This window comes from Gammaproteobacteria bacterium, assembly GCA_015709635.1.
Taxonomy (GTDB): Bacteria; Pseudomonadota; Gammaproteobacteria; order Burkholderiales; family Nitrosomonadaceae; genus Nitrosomonas.
The window spans coordinates 3,044,846-3,069,178 of record CP054180.1 but is presented as its reverse complement, the minus strand read 5'-3'; the positions used below and the strand labels follow the sequence as shown (position 1 = coordinate 3,069,178).

27 protein-coding genes, 1 tRNA gene and 2 pseudogenes are annotated in these 24,333 nt (G+C 45.4%); 16 read left to right on the top strand and 14 right to left on the bottom strand.

Features of this window, described 5'->3' with window-relative positions:
- Positions 1-5: 5 nt before the first annotated feature.
- The 3 genes from recX to alaS are packed head-to-tail and all read left to right on the top strand — an operon-like array spanning position 6 to position 3,420.
- The gene (gene recX / locus HRU78_14610) at positions 6-464 is read left to right on the top strand and encodes a recombination regulator RecX (protein QOJ24715.1); all 459 of its coding nucleotides are present in this window, start codon (positions 6-8) and stop codon (positions 462-464) included.
- On the top strand, positions 461-826 hold the full coding sequence (locus HRU78_14605) for a hypothetical protein (GenBank protein QOJ24714.1): 366 nt from the start codon (positions 461-463) through the stop codon (positions 824-826). The genes recX and HRU78_14605 overlap by 4 nt, the downstream gene beginning before the upstream one ends.
- Positions 823-3,420, top strand: a complete 2,598-nt coding sequence (alaS, locus tag HRU78_14600; GenBank protein QOJ24713.1) for an alanine--tRNA ligase — start codon at positions 823-825, stop codon at positions 3,418-3,420. The genes HRU78_14605 and alaS overlap by 4 nt, the downstream gene beginning before the upstream one ends.
- A 23-nt stretch (positions 3,421-3,443) precedes the next feature.
- Here the strand turns inward: alaS and HRU78_14595 are convergent, their stop codons facing one another.
- Positions 3,444-4,586 (bottom strand): hypothetical protein, encoded by a 1,143-nt coding sequence (locus HRU78_14595; protein QOJ24712.1) that lies wholly within the window; start codon positions 4,584-4,586, stop codon positions 3,444-3,446.
- A 549-nt stretch (positions 4,587-5,135) separates the two neighbouring features.
- On the opposite strand from HRU78_14595, the gene HRU78_14590 reads away from it, so the two are divergent.
- The 3 genes from HRU78_14590 (at position 5,136) to HRU78_14580 (ending at position 6,327) form a co-directional block, all read left to right on the top strand.
- Positions 5,136-5,426, top strand: a complete 291-nt coding sequence (locus HRU78_14590) for a nucleotidyltransferase family protein (GenBank protein QOJ25090.1) — start codon at positions 5,136-5,138, stop codon at positions 5,424-5,426.
- Positions 5,419-5,763 (top strand): DUF86 domain-containing protein, encoded by a 345-nt coding sequence (locus tag HRU78_14585; GenBank protein ID QOJ24711.1) that lies wholly within the window; start codon positions 5,419-5,421, stop codon positions 5,761-5,763. Before HRU78_14590 ends, HRU78_14585 begins: the two co-directional genes overlap by 8 nt.
- 108 nt (positions 5,764-5,871) lie before the next feature.
- Complete coding sequence (locus HRU78_14580; GenBank protein ID QOJ24710.1) at positions 5,872-6,327, top strand: hypothetical protein; 456 nt, start codon at positions 5,872-5,874, stop codon at positions 6,325-6,327.
- Positions 6,328-6,533: 206 nt separating this feature from the next.
- On the opposite strand, the gene HRU78_14575 is transcribed toward HRU78_14580, so the two are convergent.
- From HRU78_14575 to HRU78_14565, 3 genes are all read right to left on the bottom strand, one after another.
- A complete protein-coding gene (locus HRU78_14575) occupies positions 6,534-7,670 on the bottom strand; it encodes a PilT/PilU family type 4a pilus ATPase (protein ID QOJ24709.1) in 1,137 nt (378 codons plus the stop codon).
- A 38-nt stretch (positions 7,671-7,708) separates the two neighbouring features.
- On the bottom strand, positions 7,709-8,752 hold the full coding sequence (locus HRU78_14570) for a type IV pilus twitching motility protein PilT (GenBank protein ID QOJ24708.1): 1,044 nt from the start codon (positions 8,750-8,752) through the stop codon (positions 7,709-7,711).
- A gap of 209 nt (positions 8,753-8,961) precedes the next feature.
- A complete protein-coding gene (locus HRU78_14565; protein ID QOJ24707.1) occupies positions 8,962-10,203 on the bottom strand; it encodes an HDOD domain-containing protein in 1,242 nt (413 codons plus the stop codon).
- Between the two features lie 318 nt (positions 10,204-10,521).
- Here HRU78_14565 and HRU78_14560 point away from each other — a divergent pair, with 318 nt between their 5' ends.
- The 5 genes from HRU78_14560 to HRU78_14540 all read left to right on the top strand — a co-directional run bounded on the left by HRU78_14560 (position 10,522) and on the right by HRU78_14540 (position 15,594).
- Entirely contained in the window at positions 10,522-10,734 is a 213-nt protein-coding gene (locus HRU78_14560; GenBank protein ID QOJ24706.1) for a 30S ribosomal protein S21, read from the top strand.
- A gap of 96 nt (positions 10,735-10,830) precedes the next feature.
- Positions 10,831-11,277 (top strand): GatB/YqeY domain-containing protein, encoded by a 447-nt coding sequence (locus tag HRU78_14555; GenBank protein ID QOJ24705.1) that lies wholly within the window; start codon positions 10,831-10,833, stop codon positions 11,275-11,277.
- Positions 11,278-11,370: 93 nt separating this feature from the next.
- Entirely contained in the window at positions 11,371-13,152 is a 1,782-nt protein-coding gene (locus tag HRU78_14550; protein QOJ24704.1) for a DNA primase, read from the top strand.
- 88 nt (positions 13,153-13,240) lie between these two features.
- Complete coding sequence (gene rpoD / locus HRU78_14545) at positions 13,241-15,511, top strand: RNA polymerase sigma factor RpoD (protein QOJ24703.1); 2,271 nt, start codon at positions 13,241-13,243, stop codon at positions 15,509-15,511.
- A 6-nt stretch (positions 15,512-15,517) separates the two neighbouring features.
- Positions 15,518-15,594 (top strand) — tRNA-Ile (locus tag HRU78_14540).
- A 24-nt stretch (positions 15,595-15,618) separates the two neighbouring features.
- Here the strand turns inward: HRU78_14540 and HRU78_14535 are convergent.
- The 8 genes and pseudogenes from HRU78_14535 to HRU78_14500 form a co-directional block, all read right to left on the bottom strand.
- Positions 15,619-16,617 carry a site-specific integrase gene (locus tag HRU78_14535; protein QOJ25089.1) on the bottom strand — a complete coding sequence of 333 codons (999 nt, stop codon included), beginning with the start codon at positions 16,615-16,617 and terminating at the stop codon, positions 15,619-15,621.
- Positions 16,577-17,050 carry a transposase gene (locus tag HRU78_14530; GenBank protein ID QOJ24702.1) on the bottom strand — a complete coding sequence of 158 codons (474 nt, stop codon included), beginning with the start codon at positions 17,048-17,050 and terminating at the stop codon, positions 16,577-16,579. Before HRU78_14530 ends, HRU78_14535 begins: the two co-directional genes overlap by 41 nt.
- Positions 17,016-17,219 (bottom strand): hypothetical protein, encoded by a 204-nt coding sequence (locus HRU78_14525; protein QOJ24701.1) that lies wholly within the window; start codon positions 17,217-17,219, stop codon positions 17,016-17,018. The genes HRU78_14530 and HRU78_14525 overlap by 35 nt, the downstream gene beginning before the upstream one ends.
- A 50-nt stretch (positions 17,220-17,269) precedes the next feature.
- Positions 17,270-18,331, bottom strand: a pseudogene (locus HRU78_14520) (site-specific integrase).
- Positions 18,309-18,539 carry a helix-turn-helix domain-containing protein gene (locus HRU78_14515; GenBank protein QOJ24700.1) on the bottom strand — a complete coding sequence of 77 codons (231 nt, stop codon included), beginning with the start codon at positions 18,537-18,539 and terminating at the stop codon, positions 18,309-18,311. Before HRU78_14515 ends, HRU78_14520 begins: the two are co-directional and overlap by 23 nt.
- A complete protein-coding gene (locus tag HRU78_14510; GenBank protein QOJ24699.1) occupies positions 18,517-18,810 on the bottom strand; it encodes a hypothetical protein in 294 nt (97 codons plus the stop codon). The genes HRU78_14515 and HRU78_14510 overlap by 23 nt, the downstream gene beginning before the upstream one ends.
- Positions 18,800-19,873, bottom strand: a complete 1,074-nt coding sequence (locus HRU78_14505) for a replication initiation factor domain-containing protein (GenBank protein QOJ24698.1) — start codon at positions 19,871-19,873, stop codon at positions 18,800-18,802. Before HRU78_14505 ends, HRU78_14510 begins: the two co-directional genes overlap by 11 nt.
- Before the next feature lie 65 nt (positions 19,874-19,938).
- Positions 19,939-20,250 carry a hypothetical protein gene (locus tag HRU78_14500; protein QOJ25088.1) on the bottom strand — a complete coding sequence of 104 codons (312 nt, stop codon included), beginning with the start codon at positions 20,248-20,250 and terminating at the stop codon, positions 19,939-19,941.
- 464 nt (positions 20,251-20,714) lie between these two features.
- On the opposite strand from HRU78_14500, the gene HRU78_14495 reads away from it, so the two are divergent.
- From HRU78_14495 to HRU78_14475, 5 genes are all read left to right on the top strand, one after another.
- A complete protein-coding gene (locus tag HRU78_14495; GenBank protein QOJ24697.1) occupies positions 20,715-21,470 on the top strand; it encodes a TIGR04255 family protein in 756 nt (251 codons plus the stop codon).
- Positions 21,467-21,991, top strand: coding sequence for a hypothetical protein (locus HRU78_14490; protein ID QOJ24696.1), 525 nt, complete (start codon positions 21,467-21,469; stop codon positions 21,989-21,991). Before HRU78_14495 ends, HRU78_14490 begins: the two co-directional genes overlap by 4 nt.
- Positions 21,915-22,367, top strand: a complete 453-nt coding sequence (locus HRU78_14485) for a hypothetical protein (GenBank protein ID QOJ24695.1) — start codon at positions 21,915-21,917, stop codon at positions 22,365-22,367. Before HRU78_14490 ends, HRU78_14485 begins: the two co-directional genes overlap by 77 nt.
- A gap of 91 nt (positions 22,368-22,458) precedes the next feature.
- Entirely contained in the window at positions 22,459-22,710 is a 252-nt protein-coding gene (locus tag HRU78_14480; protein ID QOJ24694.1) for an antitoxin, read from the top strand.
- Positions 22,710-23,024 carry a type II toxin-antitoxin system RelE/ParE family toxin gene (locus HRU78_14475; protein ID QOJ24693.1) on the top strand — a complete coding sequence of 105 codons (315 nt, stop codon included), beginning with the start codon at positions 22,710-22,712 and terminating at the stop codon, positions 23,022-23,024. Before HRU78_14480 ends, HRU78_14475 begins: the two co-directional genes overlap by 1 nt.
- A gap of 400 nt (positions 23,025-23,424) precedes the next feature.
- Here HRU78_14475 and HRU78_14470 read toward each other — a convergent pair whose 3' ends face one another.
- Both HRU78_14470 and HRU78_14465 read right to left on the bottom strand, forming a co-directional pair.
- On the bottom strand, positions 23,425-23,805 hold the full coding sequence (locus tag HRU78_14470) for a toprim domain-containing protein (protein ID QOJ24692.1): 381 nt from the start codon (positions 23,803-23,805) through the stop codon (positions 23,425-23,427).
- A pseudogene (locus HRU78_14465) lies at positions 23,783-24,187 on the bottom strand (Tn3 family transposase). The gene HRU78_14470 and the pseudogene HRU78_14465 overlap by 23 nt, the downstream one beginning before the upstream one ends.
- Between the last annotated feature and the right edge of the window lie 146 nt (positions 24,188-24,333).

The following is a 24,333-nucleotide window of genomic DNA, read 5'->3' as shown; positions in this document are numbered from 1 at the left end:
TTTTCATGGATACGCGCTCCCCGTTGGAAATCCGCGCACTGCGCTACCTGGCGCAACGCGAGCACTCACGCCGGGAATTGGAGCAAAAACTTACCGCTCACAAAGATTCCGGTGAGACGGAAGAATTGGCCGAAGTGCTGGACAAATTGGAGCGGCAGGGTTTTCTTTCCGAGCAGCGCATGGTGGAGCAAGTGGCTCGGATGCGCCGTTCCCGTTTCGGCAGCCAGCGTATCATTCATGAATTAAAAGCCAAGGGAGTCGACGATCATCTCATTGACGGTATCCGCCCGGCACTCAAGGAAACCGAGCTGGAAGCAGCATTCAATATCTGGCGCAAGAAATTCGATCATCCTCCCGCCACACGGGAAGAGCGGGGTAAACAAATGCGATTTATGATGAATAGGGGATTTTCCATGGAAACGATACAACGGGTTTTATCACAAGCTAACGAGGAAAACGCATGAGCAAACGGCTTGCGCACACGCTGCTGGTGCTGGCAATTCTGGCTTTCAGTCACCCGGCTCTCGCCGGTGAAATCACGCCGATCAATGAAATCAACACAGCACCGGTCAATTTTGACGGCAAGGAAGTAAAACTAAAAGGCATCCCGAAAAACCCCACGCGCTTACCGCTGGTCAACCTGAAATCGTATGTATTGGAAGACAGCAGCGGCGAAATTACGGTTCTGACCGAACTCGATCTCCCCAAAATGAATGAAGAAATCACGATCCGGGCTAAAGTCAAAAGCCTGGCTATCGTTAAAGGCGATGCATTGGGATTGACAGTGACTGAATTGGAACGATACGAGCAACAGCAAAAAATATGAAAAGCAGCGAAATTAGACAGAAGTTTCTTGAATTCTTCGAATCCCACGGTCATACCGTCGTCGCATCCAGCCCGTTAGTGCCGGGCAACGATCCGACGCTATTATTCACCAATGCCGGCATGGTGCAATTCAAAGACGTGTTCCTCGGGCAGGACAAGCGACCGTATGTACGCGCCGCCAGCTCGCAACGTTGCGTGCGCGCCGGGGGTAAGCACAACGATCTGGAAAACGTCGGCTACACCGCGCGGCATCACACATTCTTCGAGATGCTCGGCAACTTCAGCTTCGGCGATTATTTCAAGCGCAACGCCATTTTGTTTGCCTGGGATTTTCTGACCGGCACGCTTAATATTCCGCGCGAAAAATTATGGGTGACGGTTTACGCGGAAGACGACGAAGCCGCCAATATCTGGCTCAATGAAGTCGGTGTCGAGCCATCCCGCGTGGTGCGAATTTCCACCATGGATAATTTCTGGCAAATGGGCGATACCGGACCTTGCGGCCCTTGTTCGGAAATATTCTACGACCACGGCCCGGATGTTGCAGGCGGTCCACCCGGTTCCGCCGATGCCGACGGCGACCGCTACATCGAAATCTGGAATCTGGTGTTCATGCAATACAACCGCGACAGCGCCGGTACGCTGCATCCGCTGCCGAAACCGTCGGTCGATACCGGCATGGGGTTGGAACGCATTTCCGCCGTGATGCAACATGTGCACAGCAATTACGACATCGACCTGTTTCAAAGCCTGATCAAAGCGGCTGCACGGGTGACTAACACTAAGAGTCTCACGGACAACTCGCTCAAAGTCATCGCCGATCACATCCGTGCCTGTTCGTTCCTGATTACCGACGGCGTCATCCCTGGCAGCGAAGGGCGCGGTTACGTGCTACGCCGCATCATCCGCCGCGCGATCCGGCATGGTTACAAACTGGGACAGAAACAACCCTTTTTCCATCAGTTGGTGGAAGACTTGAGTCAAGCGATGGGACGAGCGTATCCGGAACTGACTGCCGCCAAAACGCGTGTAGCCGCCGTGCTGTTGCAAGAAGAAGAACGCTTCGCCGAAACACTGGAAAACGGCATGCAAATTCTGGAAGCCGCGCTCAGCCAAAATAGTAAAACACTGGATGGCGAAACCGCGTTCCGCCTCTATGACACCTTCGGTTTCCCGATCGACTTAACCGCCGATATCGCCCGCGAACGCAATATCACGGTCGATCATGCCGGTTTTGAACAAGCCATGGCGCGTCAGCGCGAACAAGCGCGCGCCGCCAACAAATTCGCGATGCAGGAAGGCCTCGACTACAAAGGCGGTCAAACCACGTTCTACGGTTACGACAGGTTGCAGCACGAAGGTCAGGTATTGGCCATTTACAAGCAAGGCAGCGCGGTGGATTTTGTCGAAGCCGGTGACGAAGCCGTAGTGGTGCTCGATCAAACGCCGTTTTATGCCGAATCCGGCGGTCAAGTCGGCGATTGCGGCGAATTGCTCGCCGCCAATGGCACTTTTGAAGTCACCGACACGCAAAAAATTCAAGCCGGGGTGTTCGGCCACAAAGGCCTGCTGCGCAGCGGCCGTCTGGTAGTCCGGGATACCGTGCAAGCCCGGGTCAATCCGCAAACTCGCGTCAGCACCGCCAACAACCACTCCGCAACCCATTTGCTGCACGCGGCGTTGCGCAAAGTGCTCGGCACGCATGTCACGCAGAAAGGTTCGCTGGTCGATCCCAACCGGCTGCGTTTCGACTTCTCGCACAACGTACCGATGACAGCCGATGAGATCCGCGAAACCGAGCGTCTGGTCAACGAACAAATCCGTAACAACTGGGTGGTCGAAGCGGCCTCGATGAAATACGATGACGCGATCAAACACGGCGCGATGGCGTTGTTCGGCGAAAAATACACGGATGTGGTGCGCGTCATCGGCATGGGCGAATTCTCCACCGAGTTATGCGGCGGCACGCACGTGCCGCAGGTTGGACAAATCGGTCTATTTAAAATCGTCGCCGAATCCGGTGTTGCCGCCGGTATCCGCCGCGTCGAAGCGGTGACGGGAAAAGGCGCGATCGATTACGTGCAGCAACGCGAAGCGCAGTTGCTCGAAATCGCGCACACGCTCAAAGCCAACCCGCAGGAAGTCACGCAAAAAATCGCGCAGATCATCGACAACGTGCGGCAAACCGAAAAAGAACTGGCGCGCCTGAAAACCAAAATGGCCAGCTCGCAAGGCGCCGACCTGGCCTCGCAAGCGCAGGACGTTAACGGCATCAAAGTTTTGGCTGCCAACCTGGAAAATGCCGACGCAAAAACCCTGCGCGAAACGCTCGATCAACTCAAAGACACACTCAAATCCTGCGCGATTGTGCTCAGCACAGTAGCAGATGGCAAAGTCACGCTAATCGCCGGTGTCAGCGCCGACCTCACCGGAAAAATCAAAGCCGGAGAACTGGTCAACTTCGTCGCCCAGCAAGTCGGCGGCAAAGGCGGCGGACGGCCGGACATGGCGCAAGCGGGGGGTACGCAACCGGAGCACTTGCCTGCGGCTTTAAAAAGCCTAACGGGTTGGATAAGCAATAAAACGAATCAGTGAGAATATCACATCAACACTAAACTTTATTTTTCTGCTAATTTTCCATCGCCAGCAGATGCTACTTCTTGAGGATTTTCAAGATCAAAAATACAATCTATGAATGGTTTTACTTCTGTCCATTTTTTGCTTTTTCTGGGCTCACTGAATTCATAGAACTTCAGCAATTCTTGTCCAATCGTAACAACATTCACTTGTTGCTCTTTCTGTAAATGATAGTGTAAAGCTTTCCGCGAATCATGTTCGGCGTGCTCATCATGATCCTGATTCTGGTATGAAAGAAACTTTACAATTGTACCCGGCTTAGGTAGATTGCCAGAGCATTGTGCACCGAGTTGTGAATCGTTTCGAATAACATGAGACTCAGAGAAACTATCTTGAATCATGTGCAGCAAACTTCCAAAAGCAATATCACTTAAATTATCTTTTTTTATATGAGATGCCTTATAGCTAATCATAAACAAATCTTGAATCGTCCAATTTTTCTTCTCAAAAAAATCAAATCCCGCGATATTAATTGAATTTAGCTTTGTTGCTGGTTCAAGATCTTGTGTCATAACATTCCACAAAAATTCTGCCCATAACATTATTTTTATTTTTGTTTCAAAAGCTCTCTCGCCATCAGTAGAAGCCATGGCGTGAAAAAATTGCAGATCCCCAAAATGAGATCGCTGCATAATTAAATCAAAATTAGGAGTATAAATCCTTCCTTTTGCTTGTTTTTTAGCGTCATGAAATAAAATTCCCCAGCATGCTGGATGTGTAGATAAACTGATATTCTTATTGTCAGTAGGGCATGCTGAAGTATTAGTATAATTTAGCTTAAATGGAGGATCGTCATTCCAGCGAACGCCAACCATGACCCAATCTAACCCAGAATTATTAGTTTTCGGGTCAGGGTTGTCACAATCTTCTTTGAGACAACCGAAAATTCGATTCGTAATCTCTTCATGAACTGGATCACGTATTAAGGGGGTAACCACATCTTTTATTGCTCGTGTAATCTCCGGGGGGAAAACCCAAAAATCTTTCGACCGATTGAGATTTTTCTCCCTCTCTGATGCATCCGGAAAAAGATTAAACGAATGCACCGGTCTTATTAATAGAAAGAGTGTGCTAATAAAAAAAAATAAATATTGAAAAAAATTTTTCCGAATTAGAATATTCATAATTATTAATATCTTATAAAAAAACTGCATATTAGCAAAACATTACAAAATGAGAAAGCCCATCAAGGTATTCCGCTGTTTGTAACGCCCAAACTATTTATCGGTTCCAGCAAAATACCTTATCAGGCTTCCGCTCTACTACCACCCTAGCAAAAAAGAAGCTATTTCTTGGAGGGGGTGAGCGTGGCATGCATGTTTAATCCAAAACTGATGCATTGAAATTCCATCATGCAGAAACTTCAATGTATTGAACAATGATAGTTGGCTGTGGTATAGGTAAGCCATCCTCCATCATTCCTTCGCTATGCAACTTGATGGTCGCACGAATTTCCTATTCCGTTTCCTCGATGATTGATCCGGTTGACACGTCCCGGTAAATCGGGAACATACATCGAATAGTTATTTCCTGCTTTTTCTACAACGATTGCATAATGCATGATTCACTCCTTGAGTTTTGCTTGCTTAAGTATGCTGTTATTTCGCAAATTTTGTTAACGATGCGGTAGCATAGCGGCATTCCAATAATGTCAACTCTGATCACACAACATGATGAACCGCCAGCAAGTTCTCGACACCTTACGCACACTCAAGCCTGATTTGATCGAACGTTTCGGCGTAACACGCTTGGTGCTGTTCGGCTCTACTGCGCGCGATGAAGCGAGAGAGAATAGCGATATCGATATTGTGATCGCTTTTGACGGACCGGCGACATCCAAGAAATATTTTGGCGTGCAATTTTTGCTGGAAGATCAATTAGGACGTCCGGTCGATTTGGTCATTGAGAAAGCATTGCGTCCTGAATTAAAGACCTTTATTGAGAGAGAAGCGATTGATGTCTGAACGCGAATGGCGGTTTTATCTCAATAATAGGATCGGTTTTGCGGAAAAGGTACTGGTTTATACGGAAGGATTGGATCAAGCAGCGTTTGTGGCTTCAGGTTTGAATTACGACGCCACCGTGCGAAACCTCGAACTTATCGGAGAAGCTGCAACGCATATACCGGATGAAATACAAAAAACCTTTAGCGCAGTACCTTGGCGGCAGGTAATTGCAACCCGCAACCGGCTTATTCACGGTTATCTCGGAATTGATAACGATACGCTATGGAGCATCATTAAAGACGATGTTCCTGTCTTGATAATGCAGTTACGCCTTATCGGCAACAGTTTAAGATAACCAGAAACAAAAAAGCGTTATGGAAGCTATTCCATGACACAGCAAGTTACAAGAGCTGGTAAAAAAATTCCAAAAAGACTGGATGCAAAATAACAATCAAAAATACCAATGAAAATTGAACGGCTGATCACCATCATTACCAACCTCGCCGTGGTTGCGGGTATGGTGCTTGTGGTGTTTGAGCTGCAACAAAACCGGGAGGCGATTCAGATTGCGCATCAGTTATCCCTCGCGGGATTGATGAGTCAAGCGCATCTGGCCGTTGCATCGGATCAAGAACTTGCGGATCTGGTAAGCCGCGCAAAGCGTAACGACACGCAGGATTTCAGTCCTGCGGATATTGAGCGCGTCAATCAATGGGCGTTGGCATTTCTTGAACCGCGCATCAGTTCGTACCATCTCAGAAGCAACGAGTTCGTTGTGCTGGAAGATTGGTGCGATCTCATGCGCGACTTTACCGATCTCTACCGGCATCCTTACTTTGGCACCATCGTGAAGTCTGACCTCAGCTACGCCGATGCCATAATGGCGGATATCGAGAACCGCTGTACTGTGAATAAATAACCCGTCAGGGCATTCCCCCATTTGTGACTCTATTTCATATATTTATCGGTTTTTTGGCGGAACGCCTTGGCAGGCTTCCCGCCCTACAAATTGGTGATTCCCCGTGCTCTTGCCGCGGGGTTGTTTATTGAAGCCACGTCGGAATGCCCGATTGATCGGGCGATTGAAACAGCATTGCGGATAGTGCAGGTAGTGAGATTGGCTTTTTACGTAATTTCCAAATGTGCAATGCCAGAATCGAGATCCTGCGTTCTGGCTTCGTTACTTTCCAGTTTGATTTTCAGCCGCAGTTCGTTCACCGAGTCGGCGTTGCGTAGCGCGTCTTCGTAGCTGATTTTACCGGCTTCGTACAGTTCAAACAGCGCCATGTCGAACGTTTGCATGCCCAGTTCGCGGGATTTTTTCATGATATCTTTGATTTCATGGGCATGGCCTTTAAAGATCAAGTCGGCGATCAGCGGTGAGTTGAGCATAACTTCGATAGCGGCGGCACGCCCTTTACCGTCTTTCAGTGGAATTAAGCGCTGCGCGACGACAGCGCGGAGATTGAGCGACAGATCCATCAATAGTTGCGGGCGGCGTTCTTCGGGGAAGAAGTTGATGATGCGGTCGAGCGCCTGATTGGCGCTGTTGGCGTGCAATGTGCCCATACACAAATGACCGGTTTCGGCGAAGGCAATCGCGTGTTCCATGGTTTCGCGGTCGCGAATCTCGCCGATCAGAATGACATCGGGTGCTTGCCGCAAGGTGTTTTTCAACGCCGCTTCCCACGATTCGGTATCGACACCGACTTCGCGTTGCGTGATGACACAGTTGATATGTTCGTGCACGTACTCCACCGGGTCTTCGATGGTGATGATGTGACCGTAGCTGTTTTTATTGCGATGGCCGATCAGTGCCGCCATCGAGGTCGATTTGCCCGAGCCGGTGCCGCCGACGAAAATCACCAGCCCGCGTTTGCTCATCACGACTTCTTTCAATACTTGCGGCAACCCCAAATCGTCAAACTCAGGAATTTTGGTGGTAATGGTACGCAGAACCATACCCGCGCGCTGCTGCTGAACAAAGGCATTGACGCGAAAGCGCCCGATACCGGCGGGGTTGATGGCAAAATTACATTCCTTGGAAGCCTCGAATTCCGCCGTTTGCTTCTCGTTCATGACCGCCCGGGCAAGTATTTCGGTATGTTGCGCGCTTAGAGACTGTTGAGATACCGGCGTCATTTTCCCATCCACTTTGATTGCAGGCGGAAAACCGGCGGTGATAAACAAATCGGATGCTTTCTTACTGAGCATTAAGCGCAGCAAATCGGACATAAATTTTGCAGCTTGTTCTTTATCCATCACGTACTCCCGGAATTTTAATCCAATGCATCGGCCAGTTAGCCCCTGAAATTATCTTTATTCGCCGCTTGCGTCCTGGCCTCAGCCATCGAAATCACATTGCGCTTCACCAAATCGGTCAAATTCTGATCCAATGTCTGCATACCGACATTCTGACCTGTCTGGATCGCCGAATACATTTGCGCAACTTTACCTTCGCGAATCAGATTGCGGATCGCTGGTGTGCCGATCATGATTTCGTGCGCCGCCACGCGGCCCTTGCCATCCTTGGTTCGCAACAGTGCCTGGGAAATTACCGCACGCAACGATTCGGACAACATCGCGCGAATCATTTCCTTTTCTTCGGCTGGAAATACGTCGATGACACGATCGATCGTCTTCGCGGCAGAGCTGGTATGCAACGTACCGAAAACCAAATGCCCGGTCTCTGCTGCCGTCATCGCCAGCCGAATGGTTTCCAGATCGCGCAACTCGCCCACCAGAATAATATCCGGATCTTCACGCAACGCCGAACGCAAGGCATTTGAGAAACTCAGCGTGTCCCTGCCGACCTCACGCTGATTGATCAGGCACTTCTTGCTCTCATGCACAAACTCGATCGGATCTTCGAGGGTTAGAATGTGGCCATAATCATTTTCATTGATGTCGTTGATCATGGCCGCCAGCGTGGTCGACTTACCCGAACCGGTGGGTCCCGTCACCAAAACGACACCGCGCGGCTGTTTGGCGATCTCGGCAAAAATCTTGGGGGCTTTGAGATCCTCCAGGCTCAACACTCTGGATGGAATCGTCCGCATCACTGCGGCAGCACCGCGTTGCGTATTAAAGGCATTGACACGAAAACGCGCGAGATTAGGAATGGCGAAGGAAAAATCACATTCCAGATGTTCTTCATAAAATTTCCGCTGACCATCGTTCATAATGTCGTACACCATTGCATGGACTTCTTTATGGTCCATCTCCGGTAAGTTGATACGCCGGATTTCTCCGTGCACCCGTATCATCGGCGGCATCCCGGCCGATAAGTGCAAATCCGAGGCGCTATTCTTAACCACGAATGCAAGCAGCTCTACTATATTCATTGCGACATCCTCATGTGACAGTGCAAACAGTGCGAAAAGTGACGTGAAACGTTCGAATTAGAACTGATCAAACTAAACAATCCGGGCTTGAGTCAGTCCGCTTGTTAACGGATCGGGTAAATAAAAAATTGAGTAAGAACGGCTTGAATGCTTACCAATCGAGAATCTGGAGTAAAGGTGATACTCTGCGCAGAATTTAGCATCCGCGCTTACGCGTGTTGATTGACGGCCTCGCTGATCCGGTTCGCCCAGGCTGTGGCTTCCAGTTCCAATCGAGTGAATTCTCCCATGCTGAGAAACCCCAGCTCCGACAGCATCGACGAAACAATTTCGGATTCACCTTTTTCATACGCTTCGATCAATGCAAGTTGATACCCTAGAGAACCACGCCTTGTCAGCAGGGCTTCACTCATGTCTTTTTGTATGCTGAGCGTGCCGACAAGTTCGGACATTTCTATCCCTAATAACGTATCCAGCAACGACAAAACACCGACCATGAATGCGCGATCCTGATGATTCTTATCATGCGGGCGATCGGCTATCGCGATCGATTCGAGCAATTTTCCCCGGATGGTCGCGGTCATCATCAATGCATCGGATGTACCACCGTCTCTTTGTTTGGCAGCATAGAGCAAAATCTGCACCCAGCGTTGCAACTGTTTCTGCCCGATGATCATGATGGCCCGTTTTATCGAGTTGATCGTGCTTGGTAAACCGTTGGCAGCCGAATTCACCATGCGCAACAGGTTATAACTCAAACCGGGCTGGTATTTGAGCTCATTCTCAATCTCGCTCACTTCACTATCTTTCACAACCAGCAGCAACAGCTTCAGCAATGATAACTTGGACGGATCCATCCGTTTTCCGGAAATAATCTCCGGTTTTGCAAAGTAGAATCCCTGCAGCATATGAAAATTCAACGCAATACATCTTCTGGCGGTTTCCTGGTTCTCAACTTTCTCGGCCAGCAGCAGCAACGGCCAGCGCTTTAATTTCCTGATCAGGCTGATCAAATCCGGCTGGCTTAATGCAGTAATATTGATCTTGACGACATTGATGAGCGGCATAATGCGATCAAAGCGTACGTCCAGGTGAGTAACATCGGAAAGCGCTAATTGGTAGCCCTTTTGTTTCAGGAAAGTGCAGCGTTGAATGATTTCATCGTTGATTTCCACGCTTCTTAAAATTTCCAGGACGACGTGCTTTTTAGGTAGCATGCAAATAGCATCGTTAAGCAGTAGCTTTGCATCGACCTTAATAAAACCGCGCCGTTTGCCAATGACATTTTCTATGCCTAACTGCCCGTAGGTATCGATAATGACATTCGCTGAAGCTGCGGAATTGTCGGTTATCGACACCACGTTTTGCTGGTCGGAGCGAAACAGAAGCTCAAATGCAACCAAATTTTGTTTACTATCAAGGATCGGTAATCGGCCGAGATAAACTTCCATCCTTCCTGCTCCTGTATCTTTACGCTACCTTACTGGCTTCTGTTTATCGTCCCGAATCAAATCAACTTGAGTTTTGGATTTATAACCACAAGATACTGTAATAGAGATATTATTGATTGCCATGCCAGAACAAATTATTGAAATAATTGAATTGGTTGCAAGAAATATCAGAGTTATTCACAGTAAATTTGTATTGATTAAAACTAATTCTTTTAGAATAATTTTCTTGGTGTTATAATTCCCGGCTTTTGTTGCGCCTTGCGGTTCGGTAAAGAATTATAGATACACTAATTAGTTAACTGAGGAATTTGCCTATTTATGACGACTATAAAAGTTAAGGAAAATGAACCATTTGAAGTTGCGATGCGCCGCTTTAAACGTTCCATAGAGAAAACAGGAATACTGACTGAATTACGAGCTCGCGAGTTTTATGAAAAGCCGACCGCAGAACGTAAACGCAAGCTGGCAGCAGCTGTGAAAAGGAATTATAAGCGTTTGCGCAGTCAGTTATTACCGCCTAAACTTTATTAAGTCATTATTCATTGCGCGCTGCCCGATACCGATTCTTTTTCAGTTGGATTCGTTGAAAAACGATGAGTTGATAATCAATTATTCCATCAATTTATTATGAGTTTGAAACAGAGAATCACTGAAGATATGAAAATGGCAATGCGCAGCGGCGACACCAAACAGCGGGATACTATCCGTTTGCTACAAGCTGCCATCAAACAACGTGAGGTAGACGAACGCATAACACTTGACGATTCGGCTATCATCGCGGTTATTGAAAAGATGCTCAAGCAACGCAAGGATTCAATTGCCCAGTACGAAGCAGCGCAACGATTGGATCTTGCCGACAACGAGAAACAAGAAGTTTCTATTTTAAGCGCCTATATGCCACAAGCATTAAGTGACTCCGAAATTGATACTTTGATAGCGGAAGCAATTTCAGAAACCAATGCTGCCGGCATGCAGGATATGGGCAAGGTGATGAGCGTACTGAAGCCGAAGCTTGCCGGACGAGCTGATATGGCCAAAGTATCGGCACTTATCAAAACCAGAATATCAGCCTGATATTTGGCAACGTTCTGGATACTCCCTAAAATAAACCATAAGAATCGCAGTTTATTTATACTTGAAGCTTGTTATTGAACAAGCTTCCGGTAGATGATTCCGCAATCCTTTATTCATGATTTACTCAATCGCATCGATATTGTTGATGCGATTGATCGTCATGTTCCTCTGAAAAAAGCCGGTGCTAATTTTGTCGCCTGCTGCCCGTTTCACAGTGAAAAAACCCCGTCATTTACAGTCAGTCAGACCAAGCAGTTTTACCATTGTTTTGGGTGTGGCGCTCACGGCAATGCGATCAGCTTCTTGATTGAATACAGCGGACTCAGCTTTGTCGAAGCAGTGAAAGATCTGGCGGCTTATGCCGGAATGCAATTGCCGGCTCAACAAACCGATACATTTGCTAGCCAAGCTGGCATACCGCATGATCAGAAAACGGACAGCAATTCAGAAATATCGCCGCAAGAACTATTAGATGCGCTACAAGTCGCCACTCGCTATTACCGTGAACAATTGAAAGTCTCAGACAAGGCTATCGCTTATCTCAAAAAGCGCGGCTTAACCGGCAAAACAGCGACACGATTTGGCATCGGCTACGCGCCTTCAGGCTGGCAAAACCTGGAAGCCGTTTTTACCGATTATAAATCTGAAAAAAACCGGAAAATACTGACGCAAGCCGGATTAATCATCAGTGACGACGAAACCAAGCAATACGATCGCTTCAGAGACCGGATCATGTTCCCGATTCTCGATCAAAAAGGCCGGATTATTGGTTTTGGCGGGCGTGTATTAGGACAAGAAGAGCCCAAATATCTGAATTCTCCCGAAACGGTCTTATTTGAAAAAGGGCGCGAGCTATACAATTTTTTTTCCGCGCGCCGCGCTATCCGAGAAGCAAATTGCGCCATTGTCGTCGAAGGCTATATGGATGTCATAGCACTCTCGCAACACGGAATTGATAATGCGGTAGCCGCTTTGGGCACAGCCACGACGAGTTTTCATATCCAAAAGCTTTTGCGCCAGACGGATAACATCATTTTCTGCTTTGATGGCGACAAAGCGGGCAGAAAAGCAGCTTGGCGTGCTCTTGAAAATAGTCTGTCACTGTTATCCGACGGCAAATATCTGAGCTTTCTTTTTTTACCCGAGGGAGCGGATCCGGACAGCTATATCAACCAATTTGGAAAAGAATCTTTTGCGCAACAACTTAAACAGACTTTGCCTTTGTCAGAATTTCTATTCAAGGAATTATGTACAAAGGTAAGCCTTCAGAGCAGTGAGGGGCGTGCAAAATTGATAAGCGATGCGAAACCGTTGCTGCAACAAGTCACAGCACCGGCGCTCTCGCTAATCCTGATAAGGCGCTTGGCGGAGTTGAGCGGAATTAACCAGGATGAGTTAGGCGAGTTATTGCAAATCAGACGCACATCTGGAATTCATAAACCAGAAAAAGAAAAAAGAAGACAGAGCGTTACACTTTATCGCCGATTGATCCGGATTTTATTGTATAACCCGAACCATCTCACTAAACTTGATCGCAACTTACTTGTCGAATGGAACGAAAAAAATGAAGAAATCGCTGCATTGAAAACTTTGGTTGATTTTTTAGATAAGCATCCTCATTTAATTGAAAATAAATCAACACTCTCAATCGCAGCTTACTTGCAAGATAATCAATATAGAACACTATTGGAGAATATCGAAAGTGAAACATTGGAATGGAGTAATCCGATTGATTTAGAGCTCGAGTTTCTGGATACGTTAAAGAAACTACAGCAAATACAACACAAGAAGCGTATGGCCGAACTGCATAGCAAGCCGCTGAATATGTTAACTGATGAAGAGAAACGGGAACTTCAGCGTTTAGCCTTGCAATGAAATTGGTTATAAGGTGTCAGCACTACCGAATTTTGATATAATTCCAAACTTTCAGCTTTTAATTTATCTATATTATTGGGAATCCAATATGTCAAAGAAAAAAGCAGTCGAATCAAAAGATACCGATAATAAAATGATCAAAAAATCAACAGCTCAGAAAGCAAATAATACCGATAGCGAGATGGCAGAAAAAAAAGAATCTAAAAGATTAGCAGCTAAAACTGAAAAAAATGTTAAAGCGGCCAGCAAAAAAACAGATGAGAAAATTGCCGCTACAACAGCTGCCGATGCAGCTGAAATAAAAGAAACATCCGCTAAATCAGCACAAAGTGAAGCGGATATCTCTCTAGCAATACTGGGCTCAAATGATACTGAATTCAATGAAGTCAAGAAAACCCGCGGCAGAACTCCCAAGAAAAATAAAGCTGCCGGTTTGGATGCCATTGACGATATCGATTCTGTTTCCGTTATAGAAAGCGGCAATCCGCAACCGCAAGATATTGAAGCGCGGCGCATGCGCCTGAAAATGCTGATTGGATTAGGCAAGGAACGTGGTTACCTAACCTATGCCGAAATCAATGATCACCTGCCTGATGACATGCTGGACGCCGAGCAGATCGAAGGCATTATCAGTATGATCAATGACATGGGCATATCCGTGCATGACGAAGCGCCGGATGCTGAAACATTGCTGATGTCCGATGCTGCGACAACAGTGGCTGACGAAGATGTTGCAGAAGAAGCTGAGGCTGCGCTTTCTACAGTGGACTCCGAGTTCGGACGGACAACGGATCCCGTGCGCATGTATATGCGCGAAATGGGCTCGGTCGGCTTGTTGACACGCGAAAGTGAAATTGAAATCGCAAAACGCATCGAAGGCGGTTTGCGTCATATGATTCAAGCCATTTCAGCTTGTCCTCCGATCATTGCGAAAATTGTCGATCTGGCAGCGGAAGTTGAAAAAGATATTTTACGCATCGACGAAGTGGTTGACGGATTGCTGGATGTCAATGCGCAAGAAATCACCAATGAAGAATTTTCTGAAGAATCTTTGGAGCAGGAATTAGCTTCCAGCGATCTCAGCGATGACGACGAAGATGAAGAGGGTGATGGCTCTGCTATTGCCAGTGCGGATTTATTAAAACTGAAAACAGATGCGCTGGAGCGTTTCGCGATTATTCGTGAAGTATATAGCGAAATGCAGAGTTTGCTTGAAAAAGAAGGCCCCTATCATCAAGGATACATTGAATTTCAGGATAAAATTTCTTCCGAACTGATGGGTATTCGATTCTCGGCAAAAATGGTGGAGAAACTCTGCGATACGCAGCGTGAGCTAGTAAACGATGTGCGTAACTATGAGCGCAGAATCATGGATCTCTGTGTGATAAAAGCAAAAATGCCGCGCAATCATTTCATCAAAACGTTTCCCGGTAATGAAACCAATCTTGATTGGGTAGCGCAGGAAATTGCGACTAGTAAATCCTACAGCCAAGCGCTTGAGCACTATAAGCCCGCAATTCTGGAAGAGCAGCAGAATTTGCTGGAGCTTAAAAATCGGGTTGGCATTCCGATCAAGGATTTGAAAGAAATTAATCGCAAGATGTCGACCGGCGAAGCGAAAGCGCGCCGGGCCAAGCGAGAAATGACAGAAGCCAATCTGCGCTTGGTGATTTCCATCGCCAAAAAATATACCAATCGCGGATTGCAGTTTCTCGACTTGATTCAGGAAGGCAATATTGGCCTGATGAAAGCGGTGGATAAATTTGAATACCGGCGCGGTTATAAGTTTTCAACTTATGCCACATGGTGGATACGTCAAGCAATTACCCGTTCCATTGCCGATCAAGCGCGAACCATCAGGATTCCGGTACATATGATTGAAACGATCAATAAAATGAATCGTATTTCTCGCCAAATCCTACAAGAAACCGGACAAGAACCAGAACCGGCCGTATTGGCGCAAAAAATGGAGATGCCTGAAGAAAAAATTCGCAAGATTCTTAAGATCTCCAAAGAACCGATCTCCATGGAAACCCCGATTGGCGATGATGAAGATTCACATTTGGGTGATTTCATTGAAGATGCCGCTACGATGGCACCCGCAGATGCCGCGGTTTATGCCAGCTTGCGTGGCGTCACGAAGGATATATTGGATTCCTTAACACCACGTGAGGCCAAAGTGCTGCGCATGCGTTTCGGTATTGAGATGAATACCGATCACACCTTGGAGGAGGTCGGTAAACAATTCGATGTCACCCGGGAACGCATTCGTCAGATTGAAGCCAAAGCATTGCGCAAATTGCGCCATCCGGCCCGCTCCGAACGCTTGCGCAGCTTCTTGGATACCGGAAATAATTAGAATTTTGGGTCTGTAGCTCAGTCGGTTAGAGCAGGGGACTCATAATCCCTTGGTCGTTGGTTCGAGTCCAACCAGACCCACCAAAAATCAAGAGGTTAGATTAATTTCTAGCCTCTTTTTTCTTTCTGATGTGACAAAATTGTGTCACCAAGGATATTTGAAACCAGCTCGGCATGCTGCATGAGTTGCGGTTTTGATAGGTGTGCATACCGCCTTACCATCTCTTCCGATTCCCAGCCGCCAAGTTCCTGCAATACATTCATGGGCGTACCCTGTTGAGCTAACCAGCTTGCCCAAGTATGGCGCAGGTCATGCCATCTAAAGTTTTCTATTCCTGCTCGTTTTAGTGCTAATTTCCATGCACGGGTATTTACCCATGCAATTGGATTTCCGCGAAATGTGAAAACCCTGTTATGATGCTTACCGACTTGCCGAAGCAATACTGCCATTGCAACAGAATTAAGCGGAACATGAATTGCTTTTCTTGCCTTGGCTTGATCGGGATGAATCCAAGCAACATTACGTTCAAGATCAGTCTGATTCCATTCCAGATTAAGAACATTTGATTGCCTTAATCCGGTCGATAAACCAAATATCATCATATCCTGCTGATGTTGTGGCAATTCATTTAGTAATTTCTTTACTTGCTCGGGAGTTAACCATCGAATACGGCGCTTAGGCTCTGGAAACAACCTAATCTTTGGAATTTTGTCTATCCATTCCCAGTCATGACATGCTTTCCGAAGAACTACCCGTATCAACGCCAAATAGCGGTTTGCTGTTGATGGGCTTGTATCCTTTGCCTTTGTATGTGCAATGTGGTCAATTAATTCCCGGTCAATTTCTTGCAATGGTTTATTACGTAAGAATTGCTGTAACCATCGAAGTTTTTCTTTGTCGCGTTCATGAGTAGCTTTATGCTGAGTTTCGAGCAGAAACTTACATGCGGCTTTATCCCATGTGTACTCCGGTTTTTCTCCCAATCGCTGAATGCGCCAGGATTCAGCTTTTAGCTTGTCATGGTATTCTTGCGCTTGGGTTTTGTCGGCTGTGCCAGAAGAGCATCTAATACGCCTGCCCTTCAGCGCTCTGGCGTAGGTTGTCAGGTGATGCCAGCCCGTCTGGCTGCTTGCACAATCTTGCCGCGAGCAATTTCCAGTAACCGGCTATCCACCGGATGCGCAATTGCCTTTCCTGAATTGTCGTGTCAACAATCACTCGTTTGAATTCAGCCGGTTTGACCGCCTTGGTGTGCACCGCAGTGTCAATCGTTGCCTTCAGCAGCTTCTCAACACCAGCTTCACCAATGGCGGTGCGGAAACGGCCAATCTGGGTGGCATCACACGGCAACTTCGATGTGTAATATTCCTCGCCGCTGAAATACTGCCACACCACATTCTCCGACCAGCGAACCACCAGCTCTTCGTCACTGAGGTTGAACGCATGCTTCAGATACAGCAACGATGCCATCAACCGGATCGGCAAGCGGGGCGACCCGCAGTGCTCACGCCCCACTGGCAATCGCCAATGTTGTGCCAAAAAGATCGTTGATCTCCAACACTTCACCCTGACGGTTTTTACGCTCAAAAGCAGGGACAAGTGCTGCTTCAATATCAGCCCACGGCAGTCGATTCGACAGCACTGCCAGGGGATGACGCAGATCAATTATCTGATCGAGACGCGCTCGGAAAAAATCATCGGTCGGCATTTCAGTTCCTCTTGATTCTCTCAGTGTTTTGATGCGAATAGTATAAATTCTCAGGGATCAATGCCGTCTAAAATTTGATGATTCCTGCAGTTCATGCAGGCTCTAAGTGTTTTGCAGGGATGACTATCTAGGATATTAGAAACCAGCTCGGCATGTTGCATGAGTTGCGGTTTTGATAGGTGTGCATACCGTCTCACCATCTCTTCCGATTCCCAACCACCGAGCTCCTGCAGTACATTCATGGGCGTACCCTGTTGAGCTAACCAGCTTGCCCAAGTATGGCGCAGGTCGTGCCATCTAAAGTTTTCTATTCCTGCTCGTTTTAATACTTGTTTCCATGCACGGGTATTCACCCATGCAATCGGGTTTCCTCGAAATGTGAAAACCCTGTTATGATGCTTACCGACTTGCCGAAGTAACACCGTTATCGCAACAGAATTAAGCGGAACATGAATTGCTTTTCTGGCCTTGGCTTGATCGGGATGAATCCATGCAGCCTTACGTTCAAGATCAACCTGATCCCATTCCAGATTAATAACGTTTGATTGTCTCAAGCCAGTTGATAAAGCAAATATCATCATGTCCTGCTGATGTTGTGGCAATTCATTAAGTAATCTTTTTACTTGCTCGGGAGTTAACCACCGAATACGGCGCTTAGGTTCTGGGAAAAAGCCTGATTTTTGGAATTTTGTCCATCCATTCCCAATCATGGCATGCTTTCCGCATAATTGCCCTTATCAACGCTAAATAGCGATTTGCCGTTGATGGGCTTGTACCCTTGCCTTTGCATGTGCAATGTGATCAATTAATTCGCGATCAATTTCGTGCAATTGCCTATTACGTAAGAATTGCTGTAACCATCGAAGTTTTTCTTTATCGCGCTCATGAGTAGCTTTATGCTGTGTTTCGAGTAGAAACTTACATGCAGCTTCATCCCATGTGTACTCCGGTTTTTCTCCCAATTGCTGAATGCGCCAGGATTCAGCTTTTAGCTTGTCATGGTATTCTTGCGCTTGGGTTTTGTCGGTTGTACCAGCAGAGCATCTAACACGCTCTCCTGCTGGTGTGGTGAACGCGATCCACCACGTATTACCGCGCTTGTAGAGTGGCATTGTTTACCTCCTTTTCTGAAACCACTCGCAACGCTTGTCGAGGGCTAGAATACTGTGATCTGATGTATTCAACAAGATCATCAAGAATAAATACCCAGCATTTACCCAATTTTGCGCCAGGTAATTTCCCAGACTTTGCGCGACGGCGCACCACTTCTGGGTGCATCTTGAGAAAATTGGTAGCCTCAGTGAGTAAAAGTGTTTTCATAACGCATGGGCTTGTTGGGATCATTAAAATCAAAATTTCTTTTGATATAGCCTTCTTTGGATACTTGCCATAATGGAAAGGTAAGCATAGAAATTAATGTTTGACGGCACCGGGCTGAAACCTGAATCGGCTGAAAACACAATACTGTCCATGCTTCATAAAATAAACTTGGATTAATCTGATGCGGGAGAACACCAACCCGATTGGCATCAGCAAATAGATTTGCAAGTTCACCCATTGCCCAATCAAGATCATCCGCTTCAAATTTCATCGGATTTTCCCTTTGTGCGTAAATAATGATCTGTAGCGGCAAGGCGCCGGGGAATGGCATGCCGTTTTAGCTGTTCTACAATGAGTTCTGCACTGCCTTCGCGTTGCAGCATGACATTGAGGAGTGCGCCATAAGCAGTTGATGCAACCTGCTTCAAACGCTCATAGCTAATGCGATCTTGTTCTTTGATTGTATTGATGCGAAAGACACGATCAGACACCCACGATAGGCAAGGATAGGCACCCGCAACATATTCACCCGGATGCAGTAAAACTTCCCATGGAATAACGCGATCTTTGGCATGAAGTTCAACTTCCCAGCGCACCCAAAAGCTGGAAGGATCGCCTAGTTGTTTGCCCTTTTCATAAATTCTGATGAGCTTGCCATTTTTACGATTACCAACATATACACTACGACCCGAACCATCAGGTTTAATCCAGTTTCCATGCTGTGTAAGTTTTGGCTCTCTACCGCCGTGTTTAAAATGGCCTTGCTTATAAAATTCAATGGCCATATCAATAGAATGACTACCGATGAAATCATCCACCGCACCATCCCAGCGAGTAATGCGCGCTCGGAGTTGATCTCTCAGGTAGATAACAAAAGATTGCCAATCAGAAATTAATGCGCAACCTTCACCGGGTAGAGATAGGAAAGCAGTATTGTTTTGGCCACCGTATGCAAAGAAGACACAGCCATGATCAAATTGAAAGGAATATTGCCAACCGTGAAGCCCCCGCTGCTGGTCGGTCATTCCTCCAAAAATGCCCTTAGTTGCTTCACTAAAGGATTTAAAAAATTCTAATGGATTATTATTTTCGGAATGAAAAGGGAAGGAAACATTCAGCCAGTCAGTTAAGGCCGCCTGTGATTTATTATTTTCTCCGGTGGAACTTTCCCCCCGTATTACCGTACGGGGGTCATTGACGCGCGCTTGCCCGCCCTCCGCTGCGCGTGCGTCCGGCAAGCTGCGCTCTGTTGAACTTGAATCGCATAAGAAATAATATTCTGTTTCAAATGCAGGGTTCTTTTGGTGATTAAAATTTTCAGATATAGTCTTCATGCGAAGGAAACATAGAATTTCCTTCGCATAATATCATTTAATAAGGCAATGTCAAGTTTCCTTATTTAGTCTACCTGTTTTCTATTCTCAATCTTAAATTCACCTCCAACCACTTTCCAAAAATTAGAAAATGCTTCCGCCGCTCTATATCCATTTGAACGATAACTACTAGGGCCGGTTTCTGGGAAAATATCACGTATCTTGATACCTAATATATTTTCGTAGTTACGGATTGTGCGTTTGCTATGGATGATATAAAGCACCTTCCAGCCCAAATGGTGGCCAATATGCAACATACCTAATGCCGATTCCAATTGAGTAAGATCACCTTTAAAATTGGCAATAGTTTCATCAGTTATTACTCTTAGTTGATCAATTTGTTCAACAGAGAGTTTTGCTAGTTTTTCTTCTTTTGATTTCTGTGGTCTTTCGAACATGCTGTTTCCTTTCGTAGAGATCATAAGCCAATAAGGGAATATCATAATCCTTTTTTCCACAATTGACAGCAACCCAGCAGGGCAACACAAAAAGGCAGTGATATTTATGCAGCAACTTTCAAGTGCTGCAGATCGGCATGTAGTATTCTTGTACGAATATTACCAGTGTAAGAGTTTTAATTGTTTAGCAGTATGGAATAGTCAGTTGAAACACGCTAGCAAAATGGGGATCGGCCAGCATGCCCATGAAACTGGGCATGGCCTTGCGCCGGGTCGACCGGCGCACCCGGGTAGCTGTTTCTTTCCAATGTTGGCACAGAACAGAAGCTTCACGGGAAAGATAGATATATAATGCAAGACCACAGCAGACAACTTTCAATGCAATCAAATAGCTTAAATTTATTATGATTAATGAGGAACAGCTATCAAATGCTCCAATTAAGGAAGCAATTATTGATATACAAATTGATTTAGATTCGGAACAATCCGATTTTGATCATCAATCTTTGTCTGCAAAAATATCTGGAGAATATACTAAGCAAGAACCTATATCTGAAGCCCACGTTGCTTTTGAGATCAATACCAAAGGTGAAAGTGTATTTAATAATAAAAACCTCGGCATTACTGGATATAGAGCAGAGAATTCTAAATCTGGCTATGTGGCACAATTCAGGAAAACTGGCATGACCGTAAGTAAGCTTTCGCCTTATGAGAATTGGGATAGCTTTAAGAACGAAGCTAAGCTTTTATGGTCACTGTACAAAGAAACGATACCAGACTATAAACTTTCGCGATTAGCTGTTCGATACATCAACGAAATAGATATACCATTTGCTAATGATAGCCAATCGATAAATTTTGATGATTATTTAATAAATAGTCCAAGAACTCCAAATGACATGAGTACAGTTGTCAGCGAATTCTTTAGCAGAGTGGTTATTCCATATCCCGAGTTAGGTACAAATGTCATAGTAATACAGACACTAAAAGATATAACCAATTCTCATGTCATTGTAATTCTTGATACGGACGTATTTAGAACAAATGTAGCTGGTCTATCTGAAACTGAAATGTGGGACTTTTTTGATCAACTGAGGTTTCTAAAAAACAAAGTTTTTAAAGGAAGCTTAACGAACAAAACAATGGAGCTTTTTAAATGAGTACACTTGCTATTAGTGGAAAATATGATTTTAGCTTTGATTTCAATCCAAGAACTAAGGGCATAAGCAACCCGGCGAGAGACACTGCAAATGCTGCAGCAAGTGCTCTGGCGCACTTCACTAAAACGATAGTTAATAAGGATCCAAGGGAAAAACTGAAGGAAGATCTGATAGCTGTCTTGATGGAGTGCAACCAAAATAATTGGAATGGCTATGATTCTATACCGATTAACCCTAATGCCTTGCTTCGCGCTTGGGATTATGCACGCAATTTACCCAAGGAAATACCAATTCCTGAAGTTACACCAGAACCCGATGGTGAGATGGCCTTAGAATGGTATGGTAAAGATGGAAGTGTTTTTTCTATCAGCTTCGGCGAAAGCGATACCATTAGTTATGCAGGATTGTTCTCTGATAAAACTAAGACATATGGGGTAGAACGACTTGATTCAGAAAATAAGAAAATTCTTGAGGAATTTATTACAAGAGCACTTTCAGGCAAGCGCAGTACCACTAAATAATAAACAAATTGAGTCTATATCCCCAGATGAAGAGTTGTCACGCTTCATTTTCTCGAGTAATGAATTAACTAATAGTGGAATTATTAAAGCTGCTGCATTTCTTCCAAATGCCAGTTTAAAGACATCAGTTTTTAGAAAAAGTCGAATGTCACCGGATGAATATAACAGCAAAAAAGCGGTTGTTGCAAAGGTGCGAGCTAAACCAATTAAAGCTGTAGCATTAATACGCGCATCTTCAGTTCTTGAAGCAAAGCTCCAAATAAATCCTGAAGAAACAGAGCATAGGTGGCACGCTGGTCTAATCAATTGGCCTGAAAATAAAGAGGAACGAAAGTCTATAGCACAAATCCTCGCGAATGCTGCTTACGTTGAGTAATTAATCATTCCACGTTTCTGAACATTTGTGCATTTGATTTGTGCACCATGTACTATGGTCATTTTTACTCAATAATAAAGGGTGAAATAACATGAGCCGCTTGTCTATCGATCTGACACCAGAGCAGCATCAAAAGATTAAGGCTATTGCTGCTTTACAAGGAAAATCAATTAAGGAATATGTGCTAGCTCAAATCCTGCCTACATCTTCTGATGAAGAAATAGCCTTGAATGAACTGGAAATACTTTTGGATGATCGTGTTAAATCAGCTAGAGCCGGGAAAATCAGCAAGAAATCTGTAGAAGAAATCTTTCAAGAAGCATATAGCGAAAGTACCAAGTAATGCCTGGTTACGAACTTACTGTTCTTGCTGAAGAAGATTTAAGAGCAATTGCGCGTTATACGGTTAATACGTGGGGAATTGAGCAAGCAAAACATTACGAAGCCTTGCTGCTAAAGCGATTCCAAGAGATTGCTCAAGGAAATATTACGCCAAGAGTATTTCTGAAAAACAGATCAGATCTATTGTTTACGCATTGTGAACATCATTATATTTTTTATTGGCAGCCAAAAGACAGGAAAGTACCGATTATTTTGGCAGTTTTGCACGAGAGGATGGATCTCATGCAAAGACTTAAGAATCGACTGGCGACATAATGAAGCATAACTAGGTTGTATTGAGTGAAGCTGATACAGTTTTCTACAATGACGAACAGATATTGATTGTGTCAAATTTGTGTCACGCCTGTATGAAAACTCCATAATTAAGGGTTGTGTGACAATGATTTTATATGTGGCAAGCGCTGTAAGTTATTGTTTAATATAAATAGCCACTTATAAGACTGTGTCTCATAATCCCTTGGTCGTTGGTTCGAGTCCAACCAGACCCACCACAAATCAAGAGGTTAGAGTTTTTCTCTAACCTCTTTTTTCTTAAGGTGGCTGCGGTTCTGGCCATTCATGGCGATTTGTTTCATCCTGCACAGTTTCTGCGTCATCAAGATTCAATGTGGCAACATTGTTTTGAAAGTTTCCATCAGAAGACATAATTTTTTGGCTAAGCATTATGATTTTCTCCTTTCAGAACATCATTCCAATCTTGGCCTGGTATAGGCGGAATCAGTATCTTCCCTCCAATAGATAACGCAGCCTCCCGCGCTTTTGTTTGTCCTACGCCTGATAGATCGTTATCACCGCAGATAATGATTTCACTCTCTGGCGATAGGTCTCTAATATTTTTTGCGACAGGTAACAAGTTACCGGCATCAAAGGCGATGACAACGCGTTGCCCAGAATCTTCATGAAGACTGGCGCCGGTGGCGAATCCCTCACAAATTAGAATCTTGTCTGAGAGATCGCCAATAATATGAAAACAGCCGCGCTTGCGTCCGCCTATATTGGCCTGTACAAGTTTATCATTTTTTAGGAGGTGGCACATATTCCTCGATCGGTGCTAGCAGATACTCAATATCTGGTGCCTGACCCGTCTGACCGAACAAGTATTTTCCTTTCAGATTGATGCCTTGCCAGGCTACTGGTGAAGCTCGCTTAATGGTTTCAGCTAGCTCCTGTTTGCCCTGATGCTCAAAGCTTTGCAACAGATTACTTAGAACTTTGGAGTTGAAGTAAATGATGGCATTAGCTATTAACCGAGCGCATTCGTTCCACAGCTCGATTTCTTCCTCACTACTGCCTCGGAACCGGTCACCATTGACCTGGCTAATCGCTCGGCGCAGTTGATGGTACGCCTCACCTCGATTTAGTGCCTTTTGTACATGGTTACGGAGTTCGGGATCATCGATGTAGCTCAGCAGGTACCGTCATCTGCATAAAGGTACCAAAAGTCCCACATAGTTATTTATAAGATATTGTAATTATTGAAAAATAAATGATTCCAGAACTCCCAAATTTAAGTATAAAAATGACCCAAAATTTAGGTGTCACAAAATAAGTTAATCCTTATTAA